This is a genomic window from Brevundimonas sp. AVps7, from assembly GCF_058681545.1.
The window spans coordinates 75,490-93,567 of sequence record NZ_CM178742.1 but is presented as its reverse complement, the minus strand read 5'-3'; the positions used below and the strand labels follow the sequence as shown (position 1 = coordinate 93,567).

The following is an 18,078-nucleotide window of genomic DNA, read 5'->3' as shown; positions in this document are numbered from 1 at the left end:
GCCTCCTGGCGCAAACCGTCGATACGCTCGTCGCCGCCCTGCCTGAGCCATCGCGCACGGCGATGCAGGCCCTGCGAGGGTTGGTCGCCGCCAGCCATCCGGACATCAGCGAGCACGTCAAATGGAACGGCCCCAGCTTCGTCATCGACGGCGACGATCGCATCAGCCTTGGCGTCGCCAAGGGCGGCGCCGTCCGCGCAGTGCTGCACCGTGGCGCCCGGGTGAAATCGACCGAGGGCTTCGTCTTCGAGGATGAAACAGGTCTGGTGAAATGGGCCGCCGTGGACCGGGGCGTGGTGACCTTCGCTGATGCGGCCGAGGTCGAGGCCGCGGCCGAACCGTTCAAGGCGCTGTGCCGCCGCTGGCTCGAGGCGACCCGCTAGGCCAGGTCCGGGGCCGCCAGCCTTGTCCCCGCCGGAATCATCCGGACGGCCGTCCTGCCCACCACATCGCCCTGCCGCGCCGGTGAGATCCCGTTCCCGGGCCGGAGCGCGATCAGATCCTCCGCCGTCACCACCGCCCCCGCCGGGATGTCGCGCGCAGAGAACAGGCTGCGGCGCGCCACGGTCATGATCTCGCGTTCGGCCTCGACCGGCCGCTTGATCCCGTCGCCCAGCGAGGCCTCCACCGCCCGGACGCCCGCGATCAGTCCGGCGAGTTCATCGGGAGACATGGACATGGCGTGATCGGGGCCGGCCAGGGCCTTGTCGAGGGTGAAATGCTTCTCCACCACCGTCGCGCCCCGCGCCACCGCGGCCAGCGACACCGCGTCGCCCAGGGTGTGATCCGACCAGCCGATCGGCCGACCGAACGCCTGAGCCAACGTATCCATGGCCCGCAGGTTCGCGTCCTTCGCCGGGGCCGGATAGTTGGACACGCAGTGCAGGATGGTCAGGCCGGGGTTCCCTTCGGCCTCGATCCAGCCGACCGCCTCGGCCACCTCGTCCAGGGTGCTCATGCCGGTCGACAGGATGACCGATCCGCCGTGATCCGCCGCCAGCCGGGCCACGCCGCGCACGAAGGGTGCGTTGGTGATCTCGCCGGACGCCAGTTTGAATTTCGTCATCCCGATCCCGGCCAGCATGGCGGCGCTGTCGAGGTCGAAGGGGGAGGACATGAACTCGATGCCGATGGCGCGACAGTGGTCGGCGATGCGGGCGAAATCGGCATGGGGCAGTTCCAGCCGCCTCAGCATCTCGGCCTGGCTGGCCGCGCCGTCCCGCGTCCTTTGATAGTCGGCCATCGGGGCCTCGGGGGCCGAGATGGCGTCCGCGCGGAAGGTCTGGAACTTGACCGCATCGGCCCCGGCCCGGTGCGCGATATCGACCAGCTCGAGCGCCAGCCCGATCTCGCCGTTGTGGTTCACACCGGCCTCGGCGATGAAGAAGACGCTCATCGCGCCATCTCCCGCGCCGGATTGCCGACAACGGTCGCACCGGGCGCCACGTCCTTGACCACCACCGCCCCCATGCCGATCACCGCGCCTTCGCCGATGGACAGACCCTGACGGATCAGGGCGCCGGCCCCGATCTCGACCCCGTCGCCGATCCTGACCCCGCCGTTGACGCAGGCGCGCGGGCCCAGAGTGACGAAATCCCCGACCACGCAGTCGTGGGCGACGCTGGAATAGACATTGGCGATCAGATGCCGGCCGACCGAGGCGTCGGCATTGATCAGGGCGTAGGGGGCGATGAGGGCGCCGGGCGCCACGCAGGCGCCGTCCACGACGGTCGCCGTCTTCGCGATGAGGGTCAGGGCCCGGCAGCCCGCAGCCTCGAGCCTTTCAGCGATAGCCCGGCGCGCGGCGGGCTGACCCACAGCCACGGCGAACAGCCGCTCGGCGTCCATCGCCGCGAATTCGTCCTCGTCCAGGACCAGATGGTCGCCGACAGCCGGTCCTGCCTGGCGTTCGACGAAGACGACGCGGTCGCCGTCGATACCGAGTTCGGGATGGGCGGCGATATGGGCGCGGGCGAAGGGCATGGTCTCGCGACCGTGGCCGCCGGCGCCGATCAGTCCGAAAATCGCCTGGGATGAGCCCGCCATGGCGGCAATCCTAGCGCCTGATTTGCCGCCTTGCTCAAGTGAAGCGGATCAGATCCGTTTCAGCCGCCGTGCATGACCGGCCACCATGTTGAGCGCCAGCCCGTCGGGCAGCAGTTTGCCGAGCGCGGCGAGGATGTTGTTCATCGCCCCCGGCGTCACCCTCGGCCGGTCCGCCTCGCAGGCGTCGTAGCCTACCCGCGCCACATGGTCGGCCGTCTGCCACATCCATGGCGGATAGGCGGAGGACACCTGTTCGCGCGATCCGTTGACGTCGTGGAACTCGGTCAGCGTATAGCCGGGGCAAAGGGCGGTGACGTGGACGCCGGTTCCGCGCGTCTCCAGCCACAGGCCCTGCGACGCCTTGATGAGGAAGCTCTTGATCGGGCCGTACAGGGTGTCGCCGCCGGTCGCGGGCATCTGGCCGGCGAGGGAGGCGACGTTGATGATCCGGCCGAAGCCGCGCTCGACCATTCCGGGGAGGAGAAGGCGTGACAGCGCGACCGGCGCGGACAGCATGACCTGGACCATCGCCGCATGCTGAGCCGGATCGGTGGCCAGGAAGCCCGTGGTGCGCGAGAAGCCCGCATTGTTGATCAGGCCATCGACCTGAAGGCCCCTCGCGGCGATGGCCTCGACCAGATGCGCGGGCGCCTGTGGGTCGGCGAGGTCCGCGGAGATCACGGTCGCGGCGACGCTGTATCTGGCGATGATTTCAGCAGCCAGCACCGTCAGGGCCGCCTCGCGCCGTGCGGTCAGGATCAGGTCCCAGCCCTTTTCGGCATAGACCCGGGCCAGCGCCGCCCCGATGCCGGCGGAGGCCCCGGTAATGAGAATGGTGCGCTTCATTTCTTTCGTCATCCTCCGGCGAAGCGCAGCGAAGACCGGGGGACCCAGCGGCGCGCGTGAGCGCGAAACTGTCGCACACACCTGCGCAAAAAATCTCGCCTGAACAAATCGCCTTCGGCGCCGCTGGGTCCCCCGGTCTGCGCCGCGAAGGCGCGGCTTGCCGGAGGATGACGAAAGGAAGGGTGGTTAGGCGGCGACAGCGCCGGCGGCGCGGATCGCCTCGGTGCAGGCCGGATGCGGCTCGACCCCGTCCAGCGCGGTCGATCGTTCGGCCAGAAGGTCGGCGATGGTGATCTTGCTCAGCGATTCCGACGCGGCCTGGTCGGCCAGGGTCAGGACCTTGGCCACCTGACGGGGAATATGTTCGCCGATGGGGCAGCCCTTGGCGCCCTGCGGCGGCGAGCCGAGGTGGGCGCAGCCGTTCACGGCCTTCAGCACCTCGTCGAGACGAATGTCCTGAGGCTGGCGCAGCAACCAGGATCCGCCCGAGGCGCCGGGCCGGGTCGCGATCAGCCCGGCCTTGGACAAAAGCGCGGTCACCCGGCGGATCACAACGGGGTTGGTCGGCACCGAGGCCGCCAGGATGGCGCTGGGGCAGGCCCGGGCGGCGTCATACGCCCCCTTGTGGGCCAGATAGGCCAGGGCGTGGGCGGCGACGGGAAAGCGTTGACTGTCTGACATTTTCGTCCGGTTCCAGACACCAAGGTAGGCACGGGGAACGCGATTCACAAATCGCGGCCGTCGGCTGGACGAACACGGTGTGACTGAAACCGTTTCCATGCGATTGAACCGGCCGCGGAATGAGCCTACACGCCCTCCGCTTTGATGGGCCCGCCGAACGCGGGGCCCGGAGGATATTCATGGCAGGGGACGCATCCCCCGGCGACGGCGCTCCCCCCGCCCAGCCTGCTCAGACCACCGCCGCTCCGAACGGCCACACCGCGCCCCATGGCGTGGGCAAGGCTGGATTCTGGGCGCTCACCATCGGCGCCATCGGCGTCGTGTTCGGCGACATCGGCACCAGCCCGCTCTATGCGCTCCGCGAAGCGATCGGCCATGCCCAGCGCGGCATCGGCGGCGATCTGGCGGTGGTCGGCGTCGTCTCCCTGGCCTTCTGGGCCCTGATGGTCGTGGTGACGTTCAAATACGTCCTGTTCCTGATGCGCGCGGACAACAAGGGCGAGGGCGGGACCCTGGCCCTGATGGCGCTCGCCACCCACGCCATCGGCCGCCGGTCGGCCTGGATCTTCATTCTCGGCGTCTGCGGCGCCGCCCTTTTCTACGGCGACGGCATCATCACGCCCGCCATCTCGGTGCTTTCGGCCATCGAAGGCGTGAAAGACGCCCCCGGCGTGGGCTCGCGCCTGGACGCCTTCATCGTGCCGATCGCCGCCGCCATCCTGATCGGCCTGTTCCTGGTCCAGTCGCGCGGCACGGCCAGTCTGTCGAAATATTTCGGTCCGCTGACAGCGATCTGGTTCCTGTCGTTAGGGGCGCTGGGCCTCTATCACATCTTCGACGACCTCTCGATCCTGCGCGCCCTGTCGCCGCACTACGGCGTCATGTTGCTGATCAACGACGGCTTCCTCGGCTTCATCATCCTGGGCAGCGTCTTCCTGGCGGTGACCGGGGCCGAGGCGCTCTACGCCGACATGGGCCATTTCGGTAAGGCGCCGATCCGCATGGGCTGGCTGTGTTTCGTCCTGCCCTGCCTGACCCTGAACTATCTGGGCCAGGGCGCCCTGATCCTCCACACCCCGGCCGCCGCCGAGAACCCGTTCTGGTCGATGGTGCCCGAGTTCGCCTACTGGCCCATGCTCGCCCTGGCCACGATCGCCACGGTCATCGCTTCCCAGGCCGTCATCACCGGCGCCTTCTCAGTGACGCAACAGGCCGTCCAGCTGGGCCTGTTGCCCCGTATCGACATCCGCTTCACCTCGGAGACCCAGGCCGGGCAGATCTTCGTCCCGGCGGTGAACACCTTCCTGATGCTGGGGGTTCTGACCCTGCTGTTCGTGTTCCAGAGCTCGCACAACCTGACCGCCGCCTATGGCGTGGCTGTCACCGGGGTCATGCTGATCAACACCCTGATGGCCTATTCGGTCATCACCAAGAAGTGGAAGTGGCCGCTCTGGGCGACCCTGGGCGCCCTCATTCCGTTCGGCTTCATCGACAGCGTCTTCCTGACCTCCAACCTGCTGAAGATCCCGGACGGCGCCTGGCTGCCGCTGGTGCTCGGCGCGGTCCTGGTGCTGATCATGTGGACCTGGACCCGTGGGTCCCAGATCCTCTCGGCCAAGTCCAAGAAGGACAGCCTGCCTCTGACCGACCTGATCGAGATGCTGCGCGCCCGTCCGCCGCACCGCTCGCCCGGCACGGCCATCTTCCTGACCTCGGACCCCGACGTCGCCCCGGTCGCCCTGATGCATAATCTCAAGCATAACAAGGTGCTGCACGAGAAGAACGTCATCCTGACCGTCCGCACCACCGACCGGCCGCGGGTGAGCGACAGCGAGCGCGTCTTGATCGAGCCGATCAACGACGACTTCAAGAAGATCACGCTGAGCTACGGCTTCATGGAGAGCCCCGTCGTTCCCCGCGCCTTGAGCCAGTGCCGCAAACAAGGGGTGAAGTTCGACATCATGTCGACCAGCTTCTTCCTCGGCCGCAGATCGGTCGTGCCGTCTGCGTCGCAGGGGATGCCCCTGTGGCAGGACAAGCTGTACATCTTCCTGATGCGCAATGCGGCCAACCCGACCGACTTCTTCCACATCCCGCCCGGACGCGTGGTCGAGCTCGGAACGCAGGTCTCGGTTTGAGCGGGGGAACGCCCAAGGGCAAGAACTCCGGGGCCCGGGGACGCCGCATCGCCGACAAGGCGCGCGGTCCTCGCCGCGAGCCGATCGTCCGCACGGCCGAGCCGGACGGCGCGGCCGATATCGGGGTCGAGGCGCGCATCGCCGCCGGGGTCCTGCTGAACGCCGCCCTGGAGCGCCGCAATGGTCTCGACGAGGCCATGGCCCTGCCCGAACTGAAGTCGCTGCCCGGCCCGGATCGCGCCTTCGCCCGCGCCGTCGCCATGGCCGCCCTGCGTCGGCTCGGCGAGATCGACGCCATTCTGAACCGCCGCCTGCAGAAGTCGCCGCCCGAGGCCGTGCGCACCATCCTTCGCGTATCCCTGGCCCAGACCCTGGTGCTTGAGACGCCGGCCTTCGCCGCCGTCTCGACGGCCGTGAAACTGGCCGAACGCGATGCCAAGACCCGGCCCTACAAGGCTCTGGTCAACGCCGTCCTGCGCGGGATCGAGCGGGAAGGCCCGGGGATGACGACGGCAGAGTCGAACCTCCCCGACTGGATCGCCGCGCGCTGGAAACAGACCTATGGCGAGGCGACCCTCGCCGCCATCGCCCTGGCCGCCCGCGACGAACCGCCGACAGATCTCAGTCTGAAGCCTGGCGAGGACGCCCAGGCCCTGGCCGACGCCATCGAGGGAACCGTCCTGCCCGGCGGGACCGTCCGTTCGGGCGTGCGAGGCGACGTCGCGGCCTGGCCCGGCTACGAGACCGGCGGCTGGTGGGTGCAGGACGCGGCCGCCGCCGTCCCCGCCCGCCTGCTGGCGCCGAAAGCCGGCGAGACCGCGCTCGACATGTGCGCGGCCCCCGGCGGCAAGACGCTGCAACTGGCTGCATCGGGCGCGACCGTCGTCGCCCTTGACCGTTCGGAGCCGCGCCTGCGTCGTCTGCGTCAGAATCTGGAACGCACCGGACTGACGGCCGAAATCGTCGTCACGCCCGGCGAGGACTGGGAGGACGACCGCACCTTCGACGCCGTCCTGCTGGATGCGCCCTGCACGGCGACCGGCACCCTGCGTCGCAACCCCGAAGTCCTGCGCGCCACCAAGCCGGCCGAGGTGGCGAAGCTGGCCGACGTCCAGCACCGGCTGCTGGACGCCGCTGCCGAACGCGTGGCTCCCGGCGGCCGTCTGGTCTACTGCGTCTGCTCGTTGGAGCGGGAAGAGGGCGAGACCCAGGTCATCGCCTTCCTGCGCCGCAACCCGGCCTTCAGGACCGCGCCCGCCGATCCGGCGGCGATCGGCGCCCCGGTCGAGGCCCTGACGCCCGAAGGCTGGCTGCGCATCCTGCCCTCGATGTGGGCTGAGCAGGGGTCTCTGGACGGCTTCTTCATCGCCCGGCTGGACCGGATCTAGATCGCGTTATTTCCGAAGCGGCCCTGGCGCGCGGTACGCGGCCGGGGCCCTGTCGGGATCACTCGCCGTCGGCGGCCGTCTCGGCCTTCTTGCGGGGCGCGCGACGCTTGGGCGCCGGAGCCTCGCCATCGTCGGACGCGACCGGCGTCGGGGCCGTTGCGGGGGCGGCAGAGCGGGTCAGGAAACCGGGCAGGGCCTGGGCCGTGTCGACCGGCGCCTCGGCGCGCGGCGTGCGGGTCCGGCGCGCGGGGCGCTCGGCCTGTTCCGGCGCGGCCTCGACCGGGGCATCGGCGGGCGGGGTGTAGGTCACCGGCGCGGTGGAGGCGATGAAATCGCCGCCCTCTCTGACGTTTTCGGAGCGAGCATTGTCCGAACGACCGCCCTCGTAACGACCGCCTTCGGACCGGCCGCCTTCGGCCTCCTCATAGGTGCGGGTGTCGGGCGTGCCGCCTTCGGCCTCGTAGCGCTTGTTGCGTTCCTCGCGGCGACGTTCCCAGCGTTCGCGGCGGGTCTCGCGACGACCGCCCTCGCCGTGGCCTTCGCCCTCGGCGCGCGGCTGGCCGTCCTGGTTATCCCGGGCCTGGTTGTCGCGGTTCTGGTTGTCGCGTGGAGGCCGCGGCGTCCATTCGCGGTCGCGGTTTTGCCCATCGCGGTTCTGGTTTTCCTCGCGCGGCGGCCGGGGAGTCCACTCGCGTTGCTCGCGCGGCTGCTGGGCGCCCTGGGCCGCTTCGGCGTCGCGGGCGTCGCTCTGCTGCTGGATCCGGTCGGCGGCCTGTTGCGCGGCGAGGAAGGCGGCGGCCTGGGCCCCGGTCTCGTCCTCGAAATCGATGTCATAGCCCTGGTTCGACAGTTCGCGCGCGGCGATCTCGGACACCGGCCGCTGCGGCTGCAGGGCGCGCAGGACGCGGAAATAGTGTTCGGCGTGCTGGAGATAGTTTTCGGCCAGCACCCGGTCGCCCGACGAGCCGGCGTCGCGGGCCAGCTGCTGATAGCGCTCGTAGACGGTCTGGGCGTTGCCGCGGACCTTGATGTTCTCGGGCCCTTGCGAGTCCCACGAACGGTTGGGGTTCGCTGCATTCGCGTTGCCGCCGCCGCCACCGGGTTTCCGGTTGCGGCCGCGCTGACGCTTCATGCCCTTGAAATCTCGCATCGAGGCTTACCGTGCTGGTTTGGCGTGTCCCTGCGCGACGATGGCGAGGGCAGCAGGCCGGTTGTCTGTGGTTCCGGTTCGCTTGGGGGCCAATCCCCGGCGGCGACATTATCGGAAGGACCTTTGTCGCCCGTCGTGGTCCGCTAGCGGTGAACACCGCCGACCTTCACGCGCGTCCCGGCCGAGCGTCGCTGGACCTGAAGCGGTTCAACGAGATGCGGAAGGGAGGGAGACAACCAAGGACTTAGCGCGCGCCGGGGAGGTTTCCAAGGGGTTTGTTCGGATCAGCACCCGGATCAGGATTGACGGATCGGCGTGGTGCGGGGGTCCGGGCCGTTGGTCACCACACGGTGCCGGTCGCCCAGGTCCTTGACCACCTTCACGTCGGTCAGGCCGGCCGCCTCGAACAGGGCCTTGACCGCCTCGCCCTGGTCCCAGCCGATCTCGACGGCAAAGGTCCCGCCGGGCTTGAGGATGCGGGCGATCTCGGGGGCGAGGTCGCGATAGGCCTGCAGACCGTCCGGTCCGCCGTCCAGGGCCAGGATCGGATCATGCTCGCGCACCTCCGGGTCCAGACCCGGAATGTCGTCCGACGGGATATAGGGCGGATTGGACACGACCAGATCGAAGCTGTGGTCGCCGAACCCGGCCGCCCATTCGGTGCGCAGGAAGGTGGCGCGATTGTCGAGCCCGAGGTTGGCCGCATTCTCCTTGGCCACCGCCAGGGCTTCGGACGAGATGTCGGTGCCGACCCCGTGCGCGCCCGGCCGGTCGCCCAGCACGGCCAGCAGGATGGCGCCCGACCCCGTTCCCAGATCGATGACGCTGAACGCCTGGGCGGGTTCGAAGGCCAGCATGGCGACGTCGAGAATGGTCTCTGTGTCCGGGCGGGGGCTGAGCACGTCCGGCGTGACGTTCAGCATGATCTTCCAGAAGCCCTTTCGGCCCAGGATCCGCGACACCGGCTCGCGGCGCAGGCGGCGTTCAACATAGCCGGCCAGGGTCGCGGACTGGTCCGGCGTCAACGGCCGGTGCGGATCGGTCAGGATCTCCAGCCGGCTGGCGCCGGTCGCGGCCTCCAGCAACAGCCGGGCGTCGATGGCCGGGCTGTCGATGCGGGCGGCCTTGAGCTCGCCTTGCGCGGCCTTCCAGGCGGCGACGAGGGTGGCGGGTTCGGTCATTCGGGGGTCTCCGCGGTCCGGGGCCGCGCCAGGGGTGGCAAGACGAGGCGGGTCAGTGCCTCACGTGAGGATTTCAGGCAAGGATGAGCTTGGCCGGAACGTCATCGGCGCATGGACCGTTCAGCCGCCGATGAAATTTCTCTCGCCGAACCGATCGTCCCGTCGCCGGAATCCGCTGTCCGGACCCTGGGCCTTCGTCGGCGCGATCGCGGCCGGTCTGACGGCGGGAGCGGGCGCGGCCCACCTGCTTTACACCCAGGGACACAAATACGGAGTCGAGCTGAGGCCTCACCGGCCCGAGCCGACGCCGCCCAAACCCCCGACGCCCGAGGACTATGACGCCCGGGAGCCCGGCCGGGGGCGGATGGCCGAGATGCCCCACCACATCCCGCACAAGGGCTGGGTCGACATCGCCTGGCGCGTCGCCGGGTCCTATTTCGGCGACCGGGTCGGCTTTGTCTCGGGCGGAGTGACCTTCTTCATCCTGCTGTCCCTGTTCCCGGCCCTCGCGGCTTTCGTGACCATCTATGGCCTGTTCGCCGACCCGAACGACGCGTCGGGGCGTATCGCCTTCCTCTATTCGGTGCTGCCCTCGAACGTGGCCCAGTTCATCAATGTCGAGCTGACGCGGCTGGCGGCCGGCTCGACCGGTCAGCTGACCTTCACCCTGGTCTGGACCCTGGCCCTGTCGCTCTGGACGGCCAACAACGGCATCAAGACGTTGTTTTACGGTTTGAATGTCGCCTACCACGAGGTCGAGAAGCGCAATATCGTCCAGTACAATCTGCTGGGGTTCGCCTTTACCCTGACCGGGCTGGCGGCGGTGCTGATGACCGCCGCCCTGGTGGTCGGCGTCCCGATCGTGCTGGGCGTCTTCGGCCTCGCCGACGACTGGGCCCAGCTCGCGCCATTGCGTTGGCCGCTGCTGTTCGTCGGCTATGTCGGAGCGCTGACGGTGATCTACCGGTTCGGCCCGTGCCGGCAGCGGGCGCGGTGGCGGTGGCTGACGCCCGGAGCCCTGTTCGCGGCGACGCTCAGCGTCATCGTGTCCTTCATCTTCAGCTGGTACCTGACCAACTTCGTGCGGCTGGACTCCTATGGTCCACTGGCGACCGCCATGGGCTTCCTCCTGTGGACGTGGATTTCGGTGCAGGTGATCCTGATGGGCGCCGAGGTGAACGCAGAGATCGAGCACCAGACCGCCGTCGACACCACCACGGGCTCGCCTGCGGCCATCGGCGAACGCGGTGCGGTCATGGCCGACAGCATCGGCCCGCGTCGGGGCAGTCCGGCCGCCCTGACCTTCACCCTGAAGCACGCCGAGGCCTTGGCCGACCGGCTGTCGCGTCGGCGAAACCGCCCACGCGTCTGAGCGGAGTCGCAAAACCGCAAGGCAGAGCCTATCTCTCTGTCTATGAGCAACAACTTCCGTCCCACGACCCTCGAGCGCGCCTACGAACTCGCCCGCAGCGGAGAGTGCCGCACCGTCGGCGACATCAAGACCCGGCTGCAGCAGGAAGGCCACGAACGCGTCCAGGATCGTCTGTACGGCGGCTCCCTGACGTCCGCCCTGCGCAAGCTCTGCGTCGCCCACTACGTCGCGCCCGAAGGCGAAGACGCGCCCGCCCCGACCGATTCCGGGCATGAGGATGAAGACGAGGACGGTCCGGTCCCGGCCTGAATCGCGGATGGACAAGACTCAGGTTGTGCACAGGGCGTTTTGCGCCCATATAGGGGCTGTCGATCTCTCTGCGTAACGCCCTCTCTCTTTGCGAACGCACCGAGTTTCTGGCCGATCCCATTCAGACCCGACAGGCTTCAGGCGCTCTTGCCTGATGCAAACTGCTAACGGAGGTCCTTAAAATGGCTACCGGCACTGTCAAATGGTACAACTCCACTAAAGGCTACGGCTTCATCGAGCCCTCGGACGGCGGCAAGGACGTGTTCGTGCACGTTTCGGCCGTTGAAGGCGCAGGCATGAACGGCCTGAACGAAGGCCAGAAGGTCTCGTATGAAGTCGAACGCGACCGTCGCACCGGCAAGGAATCTGCCGGCCAGCTGAAGGCCGCTGAATAGTCCTTCACGGATTTTCAGGTGACTGACGGGGTCGGGGCGAAAGCCCCGGCCCCGTTTTCGTATCCGCGACCCGGCGTGCGCTTGCTCCATCCCGCCGTGGCGCGTAATCGCGCGGACGATGTTCGGCCTCGCCAATCCCGCCCGCTTCATGAGTTTCACCCGGCCGCTGACGCCGGTGCTGTGGGCGATCGCGATCGTCCTGCTGGCCGTCGGGACCTGGCTCAGCTTCGCGGCGCCCGGCGACTATCAGCAGGGCGACACGGTGCGGATCATGTTCGTCCATGTGCCAGCCTCGACCCTGGGTCTGGCGGCCTATTCGGCTCTGGGCGTCTCCAGCTTCTTCGCCCTGGTCTTCCGCCATCCGCTGGCCGACGCCGCCGCCCGCGCCGCCGCCCTGCCCGGCGCGGCCTTCACGGCCCTGGCCCTGATCACCGGCTCCCTGTGGGGCCAGCCGATGTGGGGGACCTGGTGGGTCTGGGATGCGCGCCTGACCTCGGTGCTGGTGCTGTTCCTCTTCTACCTCGGCTACATGGCCCTGCGGGCCTCGATCGATGACGAGCAGAAAGCCGCGCGCGCCGCCGCCGTCCTGGGTCTCGTCGGTCTGATCAACCTGCCGATCGTCAAGTTCTCGGTCGACTGGTGGAACACCCTGCATCAGCCGGCCTCCCTGTTGCGCGCCGGCGGATCGAGCCTCGACCCCGTCTTCCTCGCGCCGCTCCTGACCATGATGGCGGCCTGGGGCGCCCTGTTCCTGGCCGTCTGGCTGACCTCGATCCGCACCGAGATCACGCGCCGCCGGGTCCAGACCCTGCGCGCCCGACAAGCCCTGGAGGCCTGATGCTCGACCTCGACATGAGCCCCTACGCCGCCTTCGTCTGGCCCGCCTGGGGGATCAGCGCCCTTGTGCTCGGCGCCGTCGTCGCCCGCGCGCTGGCCGCTTCGCGTAAATGGAAGGCCGAGCTGAAGCGACTGGAGGAAGACGCGTCGCCTCAAGCAGCGCACGGCGCGACAGGCGGGCAAACATGAGTCGTTGGCTGACCGTCATTCCACTGGTCGTTCTGGCCGCGCTCGCCGCCCTGTTCATCGGCTGGTCGCTGAAGCGCGATCCCGAGTTCAAGCCGGACGCCCTCGTCGGTCAGACCGTCCCCGAGACCGTCCTGCCCATCCTTCAGGACGGCGTCGCCGGCCCCCAGAACGTCGACATCCGCACTGCCGGCGTCGGCAAGCCGATGATCGTCAACGTCTTCGCCAGCTGGTGCGCGCCTTGCCGCCTCGAGCATCCGCGCCTGCTGGCCCTGAAGGCGCAGGGGATCGCCGTCGTCGGCGTCGCCTACAAGGACGAGCCCGAGGCGACCCAGGCCTTCCTCGACGAACTCGGCGATCCCTTCGCCATGGTGCTGGTCGACCGCGAGGGCCGCGCCGGTCTCGACCTCGGCGTCTCCGGCGTGCCCGAGAGCTTCGCCGTCGACGCCATGGGCCGGATCGTCGCCAAATCCTCCGGCCCGATCCTGACCGACGCGGATGTCGAGCGCCTGACCTCGGCCCTGAACGCGCCGTTGCGCCCCCTGCCGACGGCGCGAACGCTTGAGGAAGCCAAGACGCGGCGCGACGCGGCGAACTGATCTTCCATCCGTGCACCCCGGCCTTCGCCGGAGTGCACGGTGAAAACGGAGGCCTCCCCCGTTAACCCTTTTTCGACAGGTTTCGTTAACCCTGTCGCGATGAGCGCGATCCGGCCCGATATTCCCCAGTCCCTGCCCGCCACGACCCCCGCGGGTCCGTCGGCCCAGGCCAGGGCGGCCCAGGCGGCCTTCTTCCGCGCCGCGCTCAACGAGGTGCAGGCCACGGCGCCCCGCCCGCAGGCCCAGACGACCGAGACCGCCCAGACCGCCCAGACCAGCGAGCCGCAGTCACCGCGCCTGCCCCGCCTCGGCCAGCTTCTCGACATCCGGGTCTAGGTTTCCCGCCAGCGAAGGTGACCCGCAGCGTCACCGGTGCTAGACGCGCGCGCATCCGCCCTCCCCCAGGATTCGCCCCATGCCCGCCGCTCCCGACTTTCCGCCCGCCCCCGACGCGGTGAAGCCCGTCCGCGCCCTGATCTCGCTCTCGGACAAGACCGGGCTCGAGGACGCCGCCCGCGCGATGCACGAGGCGGGCGTGGAACTGGTCTCGACCGGCGGCACCCGCGCCGCCATCGCCGGGTTCGGCCTGCCCGTGAAGGATGTCGCCGACCTGACCGGCTTCCCCGAGATGATGGACGGCCGGGTCAAGACCCTGCACCCCGTCGTCCACGGCGGTCTGCTGGGCGTGCGCGACGCCGCCGACCACAAGGCGGCGATGGACGAACACGGCATCGGCCCCATCGATATCGTCTGGATCGACCTCTATCCGTTCGAATCAACCGTTGCCTCCGGCGCCGGTTTCGACGCCGTGATCGAGAATATCGACATCGGCGGCCCGGCCATGATCCGTTCGGGGTCGAAGAACCACGGCTATGTCGCCGTCGCGGTCGACGGCGAGAGCATCGGCATGATCGTCGACGCGCTGAAGGCCTCGGGGTCGACGTCCCTGGCCCTGCGCAAGCAACTGGCCGCCCGCGCCTTCGCCCGCACCGCCGCCTATGACGCCGCCGTCTCCGGCTGGTTCGCCGGCCAGCTCGAAGACGCAGCCCCGGCCCGCAAGTCGATCGCTGGCAGCCTCGCCCAGACCCTGCGCTACGGTGAAAACCCGCACCAGACGGGCGCCTTCTACCGCACAGGAGAAGCCCGCCCCGGCGTCGCCCACGCGACCCAGATCCAGGGCAAGGAACTGGGCTACAACAACATCGCCGACGCCGACGCCGCCTATGAACTGGTCGCCGAGTTCGAGGCCCCGGCCTGCGTCATCGTCAAACACGCCAACCCCTGCGGCGTTGCCGTCGGCAAGGATCTGTCGCAAGCCTACGCCCGCGCCCTCGAGTGCGACGCCGTCTCGGCCTTCGGCGGCGTGATCGCCGTCAACCGCCCGCTGAACGGCGCCGACGCCCGGGCCATCACCGAGATCTTCACCGAGGTCGTCATCGCCCCCGGCGCAGACGACGAGGCCAAAGCCGTCTTCGCCGCCAAGAAGAACCTGCGCCTGCTGATCACCGACGGCCTGCCGGATCCGCACGGGCCGGGCGAGGTCTTCCGCTCTGTCGCAGGCGGCTTCCTGGTCCAGTCGCGCGATCGCAGCCTGATCCGGCCCTCTGACCTCAAGATTGTCACCCGCCGCCAGCCGACGCCGCAGGAGATCGAGGACATGCTCTTCGCCTTCACCGTGGCCAAGCACGTCAAATCCAACGCCATCGTCTATGCCAAGGACGGCCAGACGGCCGGCATCGGCGCCGGCCAGATGAACCGCCGCGACAGTGCCCGCATCGCCGCCATCCGCGCCCGCGAGGCCGGCGAGGCCAAGGGGCTGGCGCATTCCCTGGCCGAGGGTTCGGCCTGTGCGTCCGAGGCCTTCTTCCCCTTCGCCGACGGCCTGCTGGAAGCTGTCGCCGCCGGCGCCACCTCGGTGATCCAGCCGGGCGGCTCGATGCGCGACGCCGAGGTGATCGCAGCGGCGGACGAGCAAGGCATCGCCATGGCCTTCACCGGCGTGCGTGTCTTCCGGCACTAAGGCCCCTCTCCCCTTGCGGGAGAGGGTGACCGCACACGGCGGCGCAGCCGTCGTCCTTGTGCGGTCGGGTGAGGGGTCAAGCTGGCGTCGAAGTCAGCGTGACCCCTCGCGCCACCCGCCGTTGTGACCCCTCATCCGTCAGCCTTCGGCTGCCACCTTCTCCCGCAAGGGGAGAAGGGATATGCCTCCTGCATGGACACCCTCTCCGACCGCTGGGCCAAGCTTGAGCCCTACGCCACTGTCGTCGGTCCCGACGACGACCGCCCCCGCCCGACGGTGATCCTGTTCCACGGCTGCGGCGGTCTGCGCGGTCACCTGCCGATGTACGCCGAGGCTGCGAAACAGGCGGGCTGGCGGGCGGTGATCATCGACAGCTACGCCCCGCGCGGCTGGTCGCGCGAGTTCGCCATGGCCACGGTCTGCACCGGCCTGATGCTGCGCGGCTGGGAACGGGGCGGCGACGTCGTCGCCTCGATCCAGGGCGTCTCGGCCCGGCCCGACGTGGACGAGACCCGGATCGCCCTGGCCGGCTGGAGCCATGGCGGCTGGGGCATCATGGAGGCGATGAGCTGTGATCCGAACCCGGCCACGGCGCTGGGCGTCCGAGACGCCGAGACCGCCGACCTGTCGGGCGTCAAGGCGACATACCTGGCCTATCCGTATGTGGGAGTCGCCGCCCTGAACCGGATGCGGCCCTGGCGCCATTGCCCGAAGACTCTCGCCGTCATCTCGCAACGGGATCACCTGACCACGGTCCGCAACGCCGAGCGGGTCCATGACATGGTCCGCAACTGCGGCGCCGAGGTCGAGACCTGGGTCGCCCCCGGCACCCACAGTTTCGACGAGCCGATGACCGCCCTGCCGATGAAGTACGACGCCGACCTGACCGGCGAGGCCATCCGCCGCTTCCGCGCCCTGCTGGAAGACGTCGCCGTCGCGCCGCGCCCGGTTCACGCCGCCGCCTGATGGACACTCTGGCGGAGCGCTGGGCCCGCCTGAGGCCGTCGCTCGTGATCCGCCGTCCCGACGGCCCCGGCCCCTTTCCCGTCGTCCTGATCTTTCCCGGCTGCGGCGGCGTCCGCTCGCATCTTCATCGCTACGCCGAGGCGGCGACCGGGGCCGGCTGGATCGCCGTGACGGTCGAGAGCTTCATCGCCCGGGGCTGGTCCGACGCCTTCGTCCGCACCTTCGTCTGCACCGGCCTGTTGCTGCGCGGCGGGACGCGGGCCGGGGACGTCATGACGGCGGCGACCTTCGTGAAAGACCTGCCCGACATCGACCCGAGCCGGATCGTTCTCGCGGGCTGGAGCCACGGCGCCTGGGCCATCATGGACCTGATGACGGAGACGCTCGAGAAACGCGGCGAAGCCATGATCGCCGACCCGATGAATGCCGACCTGTCGGGCGTCGTCGGAGCCTTCATGCCCTACCCCTACGTCGCCCTCCCGGCGCGAAGCCGCTGGTTCCGCTGGCGACGGGCGCTGGACGCCCTCGTCATCCTCCCGGAACGGGATCACCTGGCTGGACGCGCCGACTACGACCGCGTCCTGAATCGCGCCCGTGACGCGGGGTCGGAGATCGAGGAATGGGTCGTCGACGCCACCCACGCCTTCGACGAACCCGGCCTGACCCATCCGAAGATCCGCCATGACCCCGAGGCGACAAAGGAGGCGATCCGCCGCTTTGTCGACTTCCTGAAGGCGCGGGCCTGATCTAGCCGATCCTCGCCTCGATCGCGATCGTCGCCCGCACGCTATGGGCCATCTCGCAGTGATCGTGGGCCGCGTGATGCAGGGCGTCGAGCTGCTCCTGCGTCGGGGCCGCTCCGGTGAAGCTCGTGACCGGCCTCAGGGTCACCCGCGCCAGATAGCGCCGACCCTCCGGGTTGCGATCCAGCTCGCCCGAGGCCTCGTCGAAATAGCGGTCGACCACCCACCCCGCCTTGGCCGCAAAGGCCAGGAACCACAGCATGTGACAGCTCGACAGGGAGGCGACCATCGCCTCCTCCGGATCCACCGCGGAGGCATCCGACCAGGGCAACGGCACGCTGGCCGGCGCCGAGGAGCCGGGCACGACCGCCCCGCCGTCAAAGCGCCAGACATGGGCGCGGGAATATTTGTTGTCGACGAAGGCCTGATCGCCCCGCGTCCACTCGATCGTCGCGTCGTAGTTCATGCCGCCCTCCCGCTATTTCAGAATCGTATAGGTCATCGGCGCCCGGACCTCGAAGCCCAGCGAACGATAGAAGGCGATGGTCGCGCCGTGTTCGGCGAAGGCGTGCAGGAAGACGCCCTCGCCCGAAGCCAGAATCTCGCTGGCGACGGCTCGTGACAAACCCGCCGCATAGCCCCGCCCGCGATGATCCGGATGGGTGCAGACGCCGCTGAGTTCGGTGAATCCGTCCACGCGCATGCGACGCCCGGCCATGGCGATCAGCTTGCCGTCCTGCCTGACCCCGATGAACGGCCCGAGTTCCCGCGTCCGGGACCGGAACGGCCCCGGCTTCGTCAGGATCGCCAGCGCCAGCATCTCGGGCGCATCGGCCTCGGTGAGAGTCTCGTAGGCAAGGTCCGGCCCGCCCGGCGTCAGCGCCTCGCAGACCATCTGGACGAGGGGGACACGGTTGACGACCTCGACGCCCGGCAGGTCCAGCGCGCCCATGGGGCCGCCGGTCAGCTCGACCATGCCGGCGCCCGGGTGGCGCAGAGCCAGATCCGCCATGACCTTCAGCGTCTCAGGGTCCGCATCGGCGCCGGAGACGAAGATCCCGACCTCCGGATCGATCCGCACGGCGCGAACGTCGCTGTCGGCCGTGACGAAGCTCGACAACCGGGTTGTCAGGGCGTTCCACACGGCGCGGTCCAGCGGATGGCTCATGGCGACGCTTTAGCGCGCCGGCGATTCCGCGTCAGCCCCGACCGCGACGCCGG

21 protein-coding genes are annotated in these 18,078 nt (G+C 69.2%); 13 read left to right on the top strand and 8 right to left on the bottom strand.

Annotation, left to right across the window (positions count from 1 at the left end; all coding sequences use genetic code 11):
* Nucleotides 1–62 precede the first annotated feature (62 nt).
* Complete coding sequence (locus tag ACW17Y_RS00485) at nt 63–383, top strand: DUF1801 domain-containing protein (RefSeq protein WP_492036828.1); 321 nt, start codon at nt 63–65, stop codon at nt 381–383.
* Here the strand turns inward: ACW17Y_RS00485 and neuB are convergent.
* From neuB to ACW17Y_RS00465, 4 genes are all read right to left on the bottom strand, one after another.
* Nucleotides 380–1,396 (bottom strand): N-acetylneuraminate synthase, encoded by a 1,017-nt coding sequence (neuB, locus tag ACW17Y_RS00480; RefSeq protein ID WP_492036827.1) that lies wholly within the window; start codon nt 1,394–1,396, stop codon nt 380–382. The two genes, ACW17Y_RS00485 and neuB, sit on opposite strands and share 4 nt — an antisense overlap.
* On the bottom strand, nt 1,393–2,046 hold the full coding sequence (locus tag ACW17Y_RS00475) for an acetyltransferase (RefSeq protein WP_492036826.1): 654 nt from the start codon (nt 2,044–2,046) through the stop codon (nt 1,393–1,395). Before ACW17Y_RS00475 ends, neuB begins: the two co-directional genes overlap by 4 nt.
* A gap of 48 nt (nt 2,047–2,094) precedes the next feature.
* A complete protein-coding gene (locus tag ACW17Y_RS00470; RefSeq protein WP_492036825.1) occupies nt 2,095–2,892 on the bottom strand; it encodes an SDR family NAD(P)-dependent oxidoreductase in 798 nt (265 codons plus the stop codon).
* Nucleotides 2,893–3,078: 186 nt separating this feature from the next.
* Entirely contained in the window at nt 3,079–3,573 is a 495-nt protein-coding gene (locus ACW17Y_RS00465; protein WP_492036824.1) for an Rrf2 family transcriptional regulator, read from the bottom strand.
* 179 nt (nt 3,574–3,752) lie between these two features.
* Here ACW17Y_RS00465 and ACW17Y_RS00460 point away from each other — a divergent pair, with 179 nt between their 5' ends.
* Nucleotides 3,753–5,711 (top strand): potassium transporter Kup, encoded by a 1,959-nt coding sequence (locus ACW17Y_RS00460; protein WP_492036823.1) that lies wholly within the window; start codon nt 3,753–3,755, stop codon nt 5,709–5,711.
* Nucleotides 5,708–7,099: an RsmB/NOP family class I SAM-dependent RNA methyltransferase gene (locus ACW17Y_RS00455; RefSeq protein ID WP_492036822.1), complete on the top strand. Its 1,392-nt coding sequence runs from the start codon at nt 5,708–5,710 to the stop codon at nt 7,097–7,099. The genes ACW17Y_RS00460 and ACW17Y_RS00455 overlap by 4 nt, the downstream gene beginning before the upstream one ends.
* Before the next feature lie 58 nt (nt 7,100–7,157).
* On the opposite strand, the gene ACW17Y_RS00450 is transcribed toward ACW17Y_RS00455, so the two are convergent.
* Together ACW17Y_RS00450 and prmC are read right to left on the bottom strand one after the other, a co-directional pair.
* A complete protein-coding gene (locus ACW17Y_RS00450) occupies nt 7,158–8,231 on the bottom strand; it encodes a DUF4167 domain-containing protein (RefSeq protein ID WP_492036821.1) in 1,074 nt (357 codons plus the stop codon).
* 314 nt (nt 8,232–8,545) lie between these two features.
* Nucleotides 8,546–9,430 (bottom strand): peptide chain release factor N(5)-glutamine methyltransferase, encoded by an 885-nt coding sequence (prmC, locus tag ACW17Y_RS00445; protein WP_492036820.1) that lies wholly within the window; start codon nt 9,428–9,430, stop codon nt 8,546–8,548.
* A gap of 130 nt (nt 9,431–9,560) precedes the next feature.
* Between prmC and ACW17Y_RS00440 the strand changes: the two genes are divergently transcribed.
* From ACW17Y_RS00440 to ACW17Y_RS00395, 10 genes are all read left to right on the top strand, one after another.
* Complete coding sequence (locus tag ACW17Y_RS00440; protein WP_492036819.1) at nt 9,561–10,802, top strand: YihY/virulence factor BrkB family protein; 1,242 nt, start codon at nt 9,561–9,563, stop codon at nt 10,800–10,802.
* A gap of 42 nt (nt 10,803–10,844) precedes the next feature.
* Nucleotides 10,845–11,111: a hypothetical protein gene (locus ACW17Y_RS00435; RefSeq protein ID WP_492036818.1), complete on the top strand. Its 267-nt coding sequence runs from the start codon at nt 10,845–10,847 to the stop codon at nt 11,109–11,111.
* A gap of 182 nt (nt 11,112–11,293) precedes the next feature.
* A complete protein-coding gene (locus ACW17Y_RS00430; RefSeq protein ID WP_298158945.1) occupies nt 11,294–11,506 on the top strand; it encodes a cold-shock protein in 213 nt (70 codons plus the stop codon).
* 118 nt (nt 11,507–11,624) lie between these two features.
* Nucleotides 11,625–12,344 carry a heme ABC transporter permease gene (locus ACW17Y_RS00425; protein WP_492036817.1) on the top strand — a complete coding sequence of 240 codons (720 nt, stop codon included), beginning with the start codon at nt 11,625–11,627 and terminating at the stop codon, nt 12,342–12,344.
* On the top strand, nt 12,344–12,532 hold the full coding sequence (gene ccmD / locus ACW17Y_RS00420; RefSeq protein WP_492036816.1) for a heme exporter protein CcmD: 189 nt from the start codon (nt 12,344–12,346) through the stop codon (nt 12,530–12,532). The genes ACW17Y_RS00425 and ccmD overlap by 1 nt, the downstream gene beginning before the upstream one ends.
* The gene (locus ACW17Y_RS00415) at nt 12,529–13,128 is read left to right on the top strand and encodes a DsbE family thiol:disulfide interchange protein (RefSeq protein ID WP_492036815.1); all 600 of its coding nucleotides are present in this window, start codon (nt 12,529–12,531) and stop codon (nt 13,126–13,128) included. The genes ccmD and ACW17Y_RS00415 overlap by 4 nt, the downstream gene beginning before the upstream one ends.
* Before the next feature lie 99 nt (nt 13,129–13,227).
* Nucleotides 13,228–13,464 (top strand): hypothetical protein, encoded by a 237-nt coding sequence (locus ACW17Y_RS00410; protein WP_492036814.1) that lies wholly within the window; start codon nt 13,228–13,230, stop codon nt 13,462–13,464.
* A 79-nt stretch (nt 13,465–13,543) separates the two neighbouring features.
* Nucleotides 13,544–15,148, top strand: a complete 1,605-nt coding sequence (purH, locus tag ACW17Y_RS00405; protein WP_492036813.1) for a bifunctional phosphoribosylaminoimidazolecarboxamide formyltransferase/IMP cyclohydrolase — start codon at nt 13,544–13,546, stop codon at nt 15,146–15,148.
* 192 nt (nt 15,149–15,340) lie between these two features.
* The gene (locus tag ACW17Y_RS00400) at nt 15,341–16,114 is read left to right on the top strand and encodes a dienelactone hydrolase family protein (RefSeq protein ID WP_492036812.1); all 774 of its coding nucleotides are present in this window, start codon (nt 15,341–15,343) and stop codon (nt 16,112–16,114) included.
* A complete protein-coding gene (locus ACW17Y_RS00395; protein ID WP_492036811.1) occupies nt 16,114–16,860 on the top strand; it encodes a dienelactone hydrolase family protein in 747 nt (248 codons plus the stop codon). The genes ACW17Y_RS00400 and ACW17Y_RS00395 overlap by 1 nt, the downstream gene beginning before the upstream one ends.
* Nucleotide 16,861: 1 nt before the next feature.
* On the opposite strand, the gene ACW17Y_RS00390 is transcribed toward ACW17Y_RS00395, so the two are convergent.
* Together ACW17Y_RS00390 and ACW17Y_RS00385 are read right to left on the bottom strand one after the other, a co-directional pair.
* Nucleotides 16,862–17,323, bottom strand: coding sequence for an OsmC family protein (locus ACW17Y_RS00390; protein WP_492036810.1), 462 nt, complete (start codon nt 17,321–17,323; stop codon nt 16,862–16,864).
* A gap of 12 nt (nt 17,324–17,335) precedes the next feature.
* Nucleotides 17,336–18,025: a GNAT family N-acetyltransferase gene (locus tag ACW17Y_RS00385; RefSeq protein ID WP_492036809.1), complete on the bottom strand. Its 690-nt coding sequence runs from the start codon at nt 18,023–18,025 to the stop codon at nt 17,336–17,338.
* Nucleotides 18,026–18,078 lie beyond the last annotated feature (53 nt).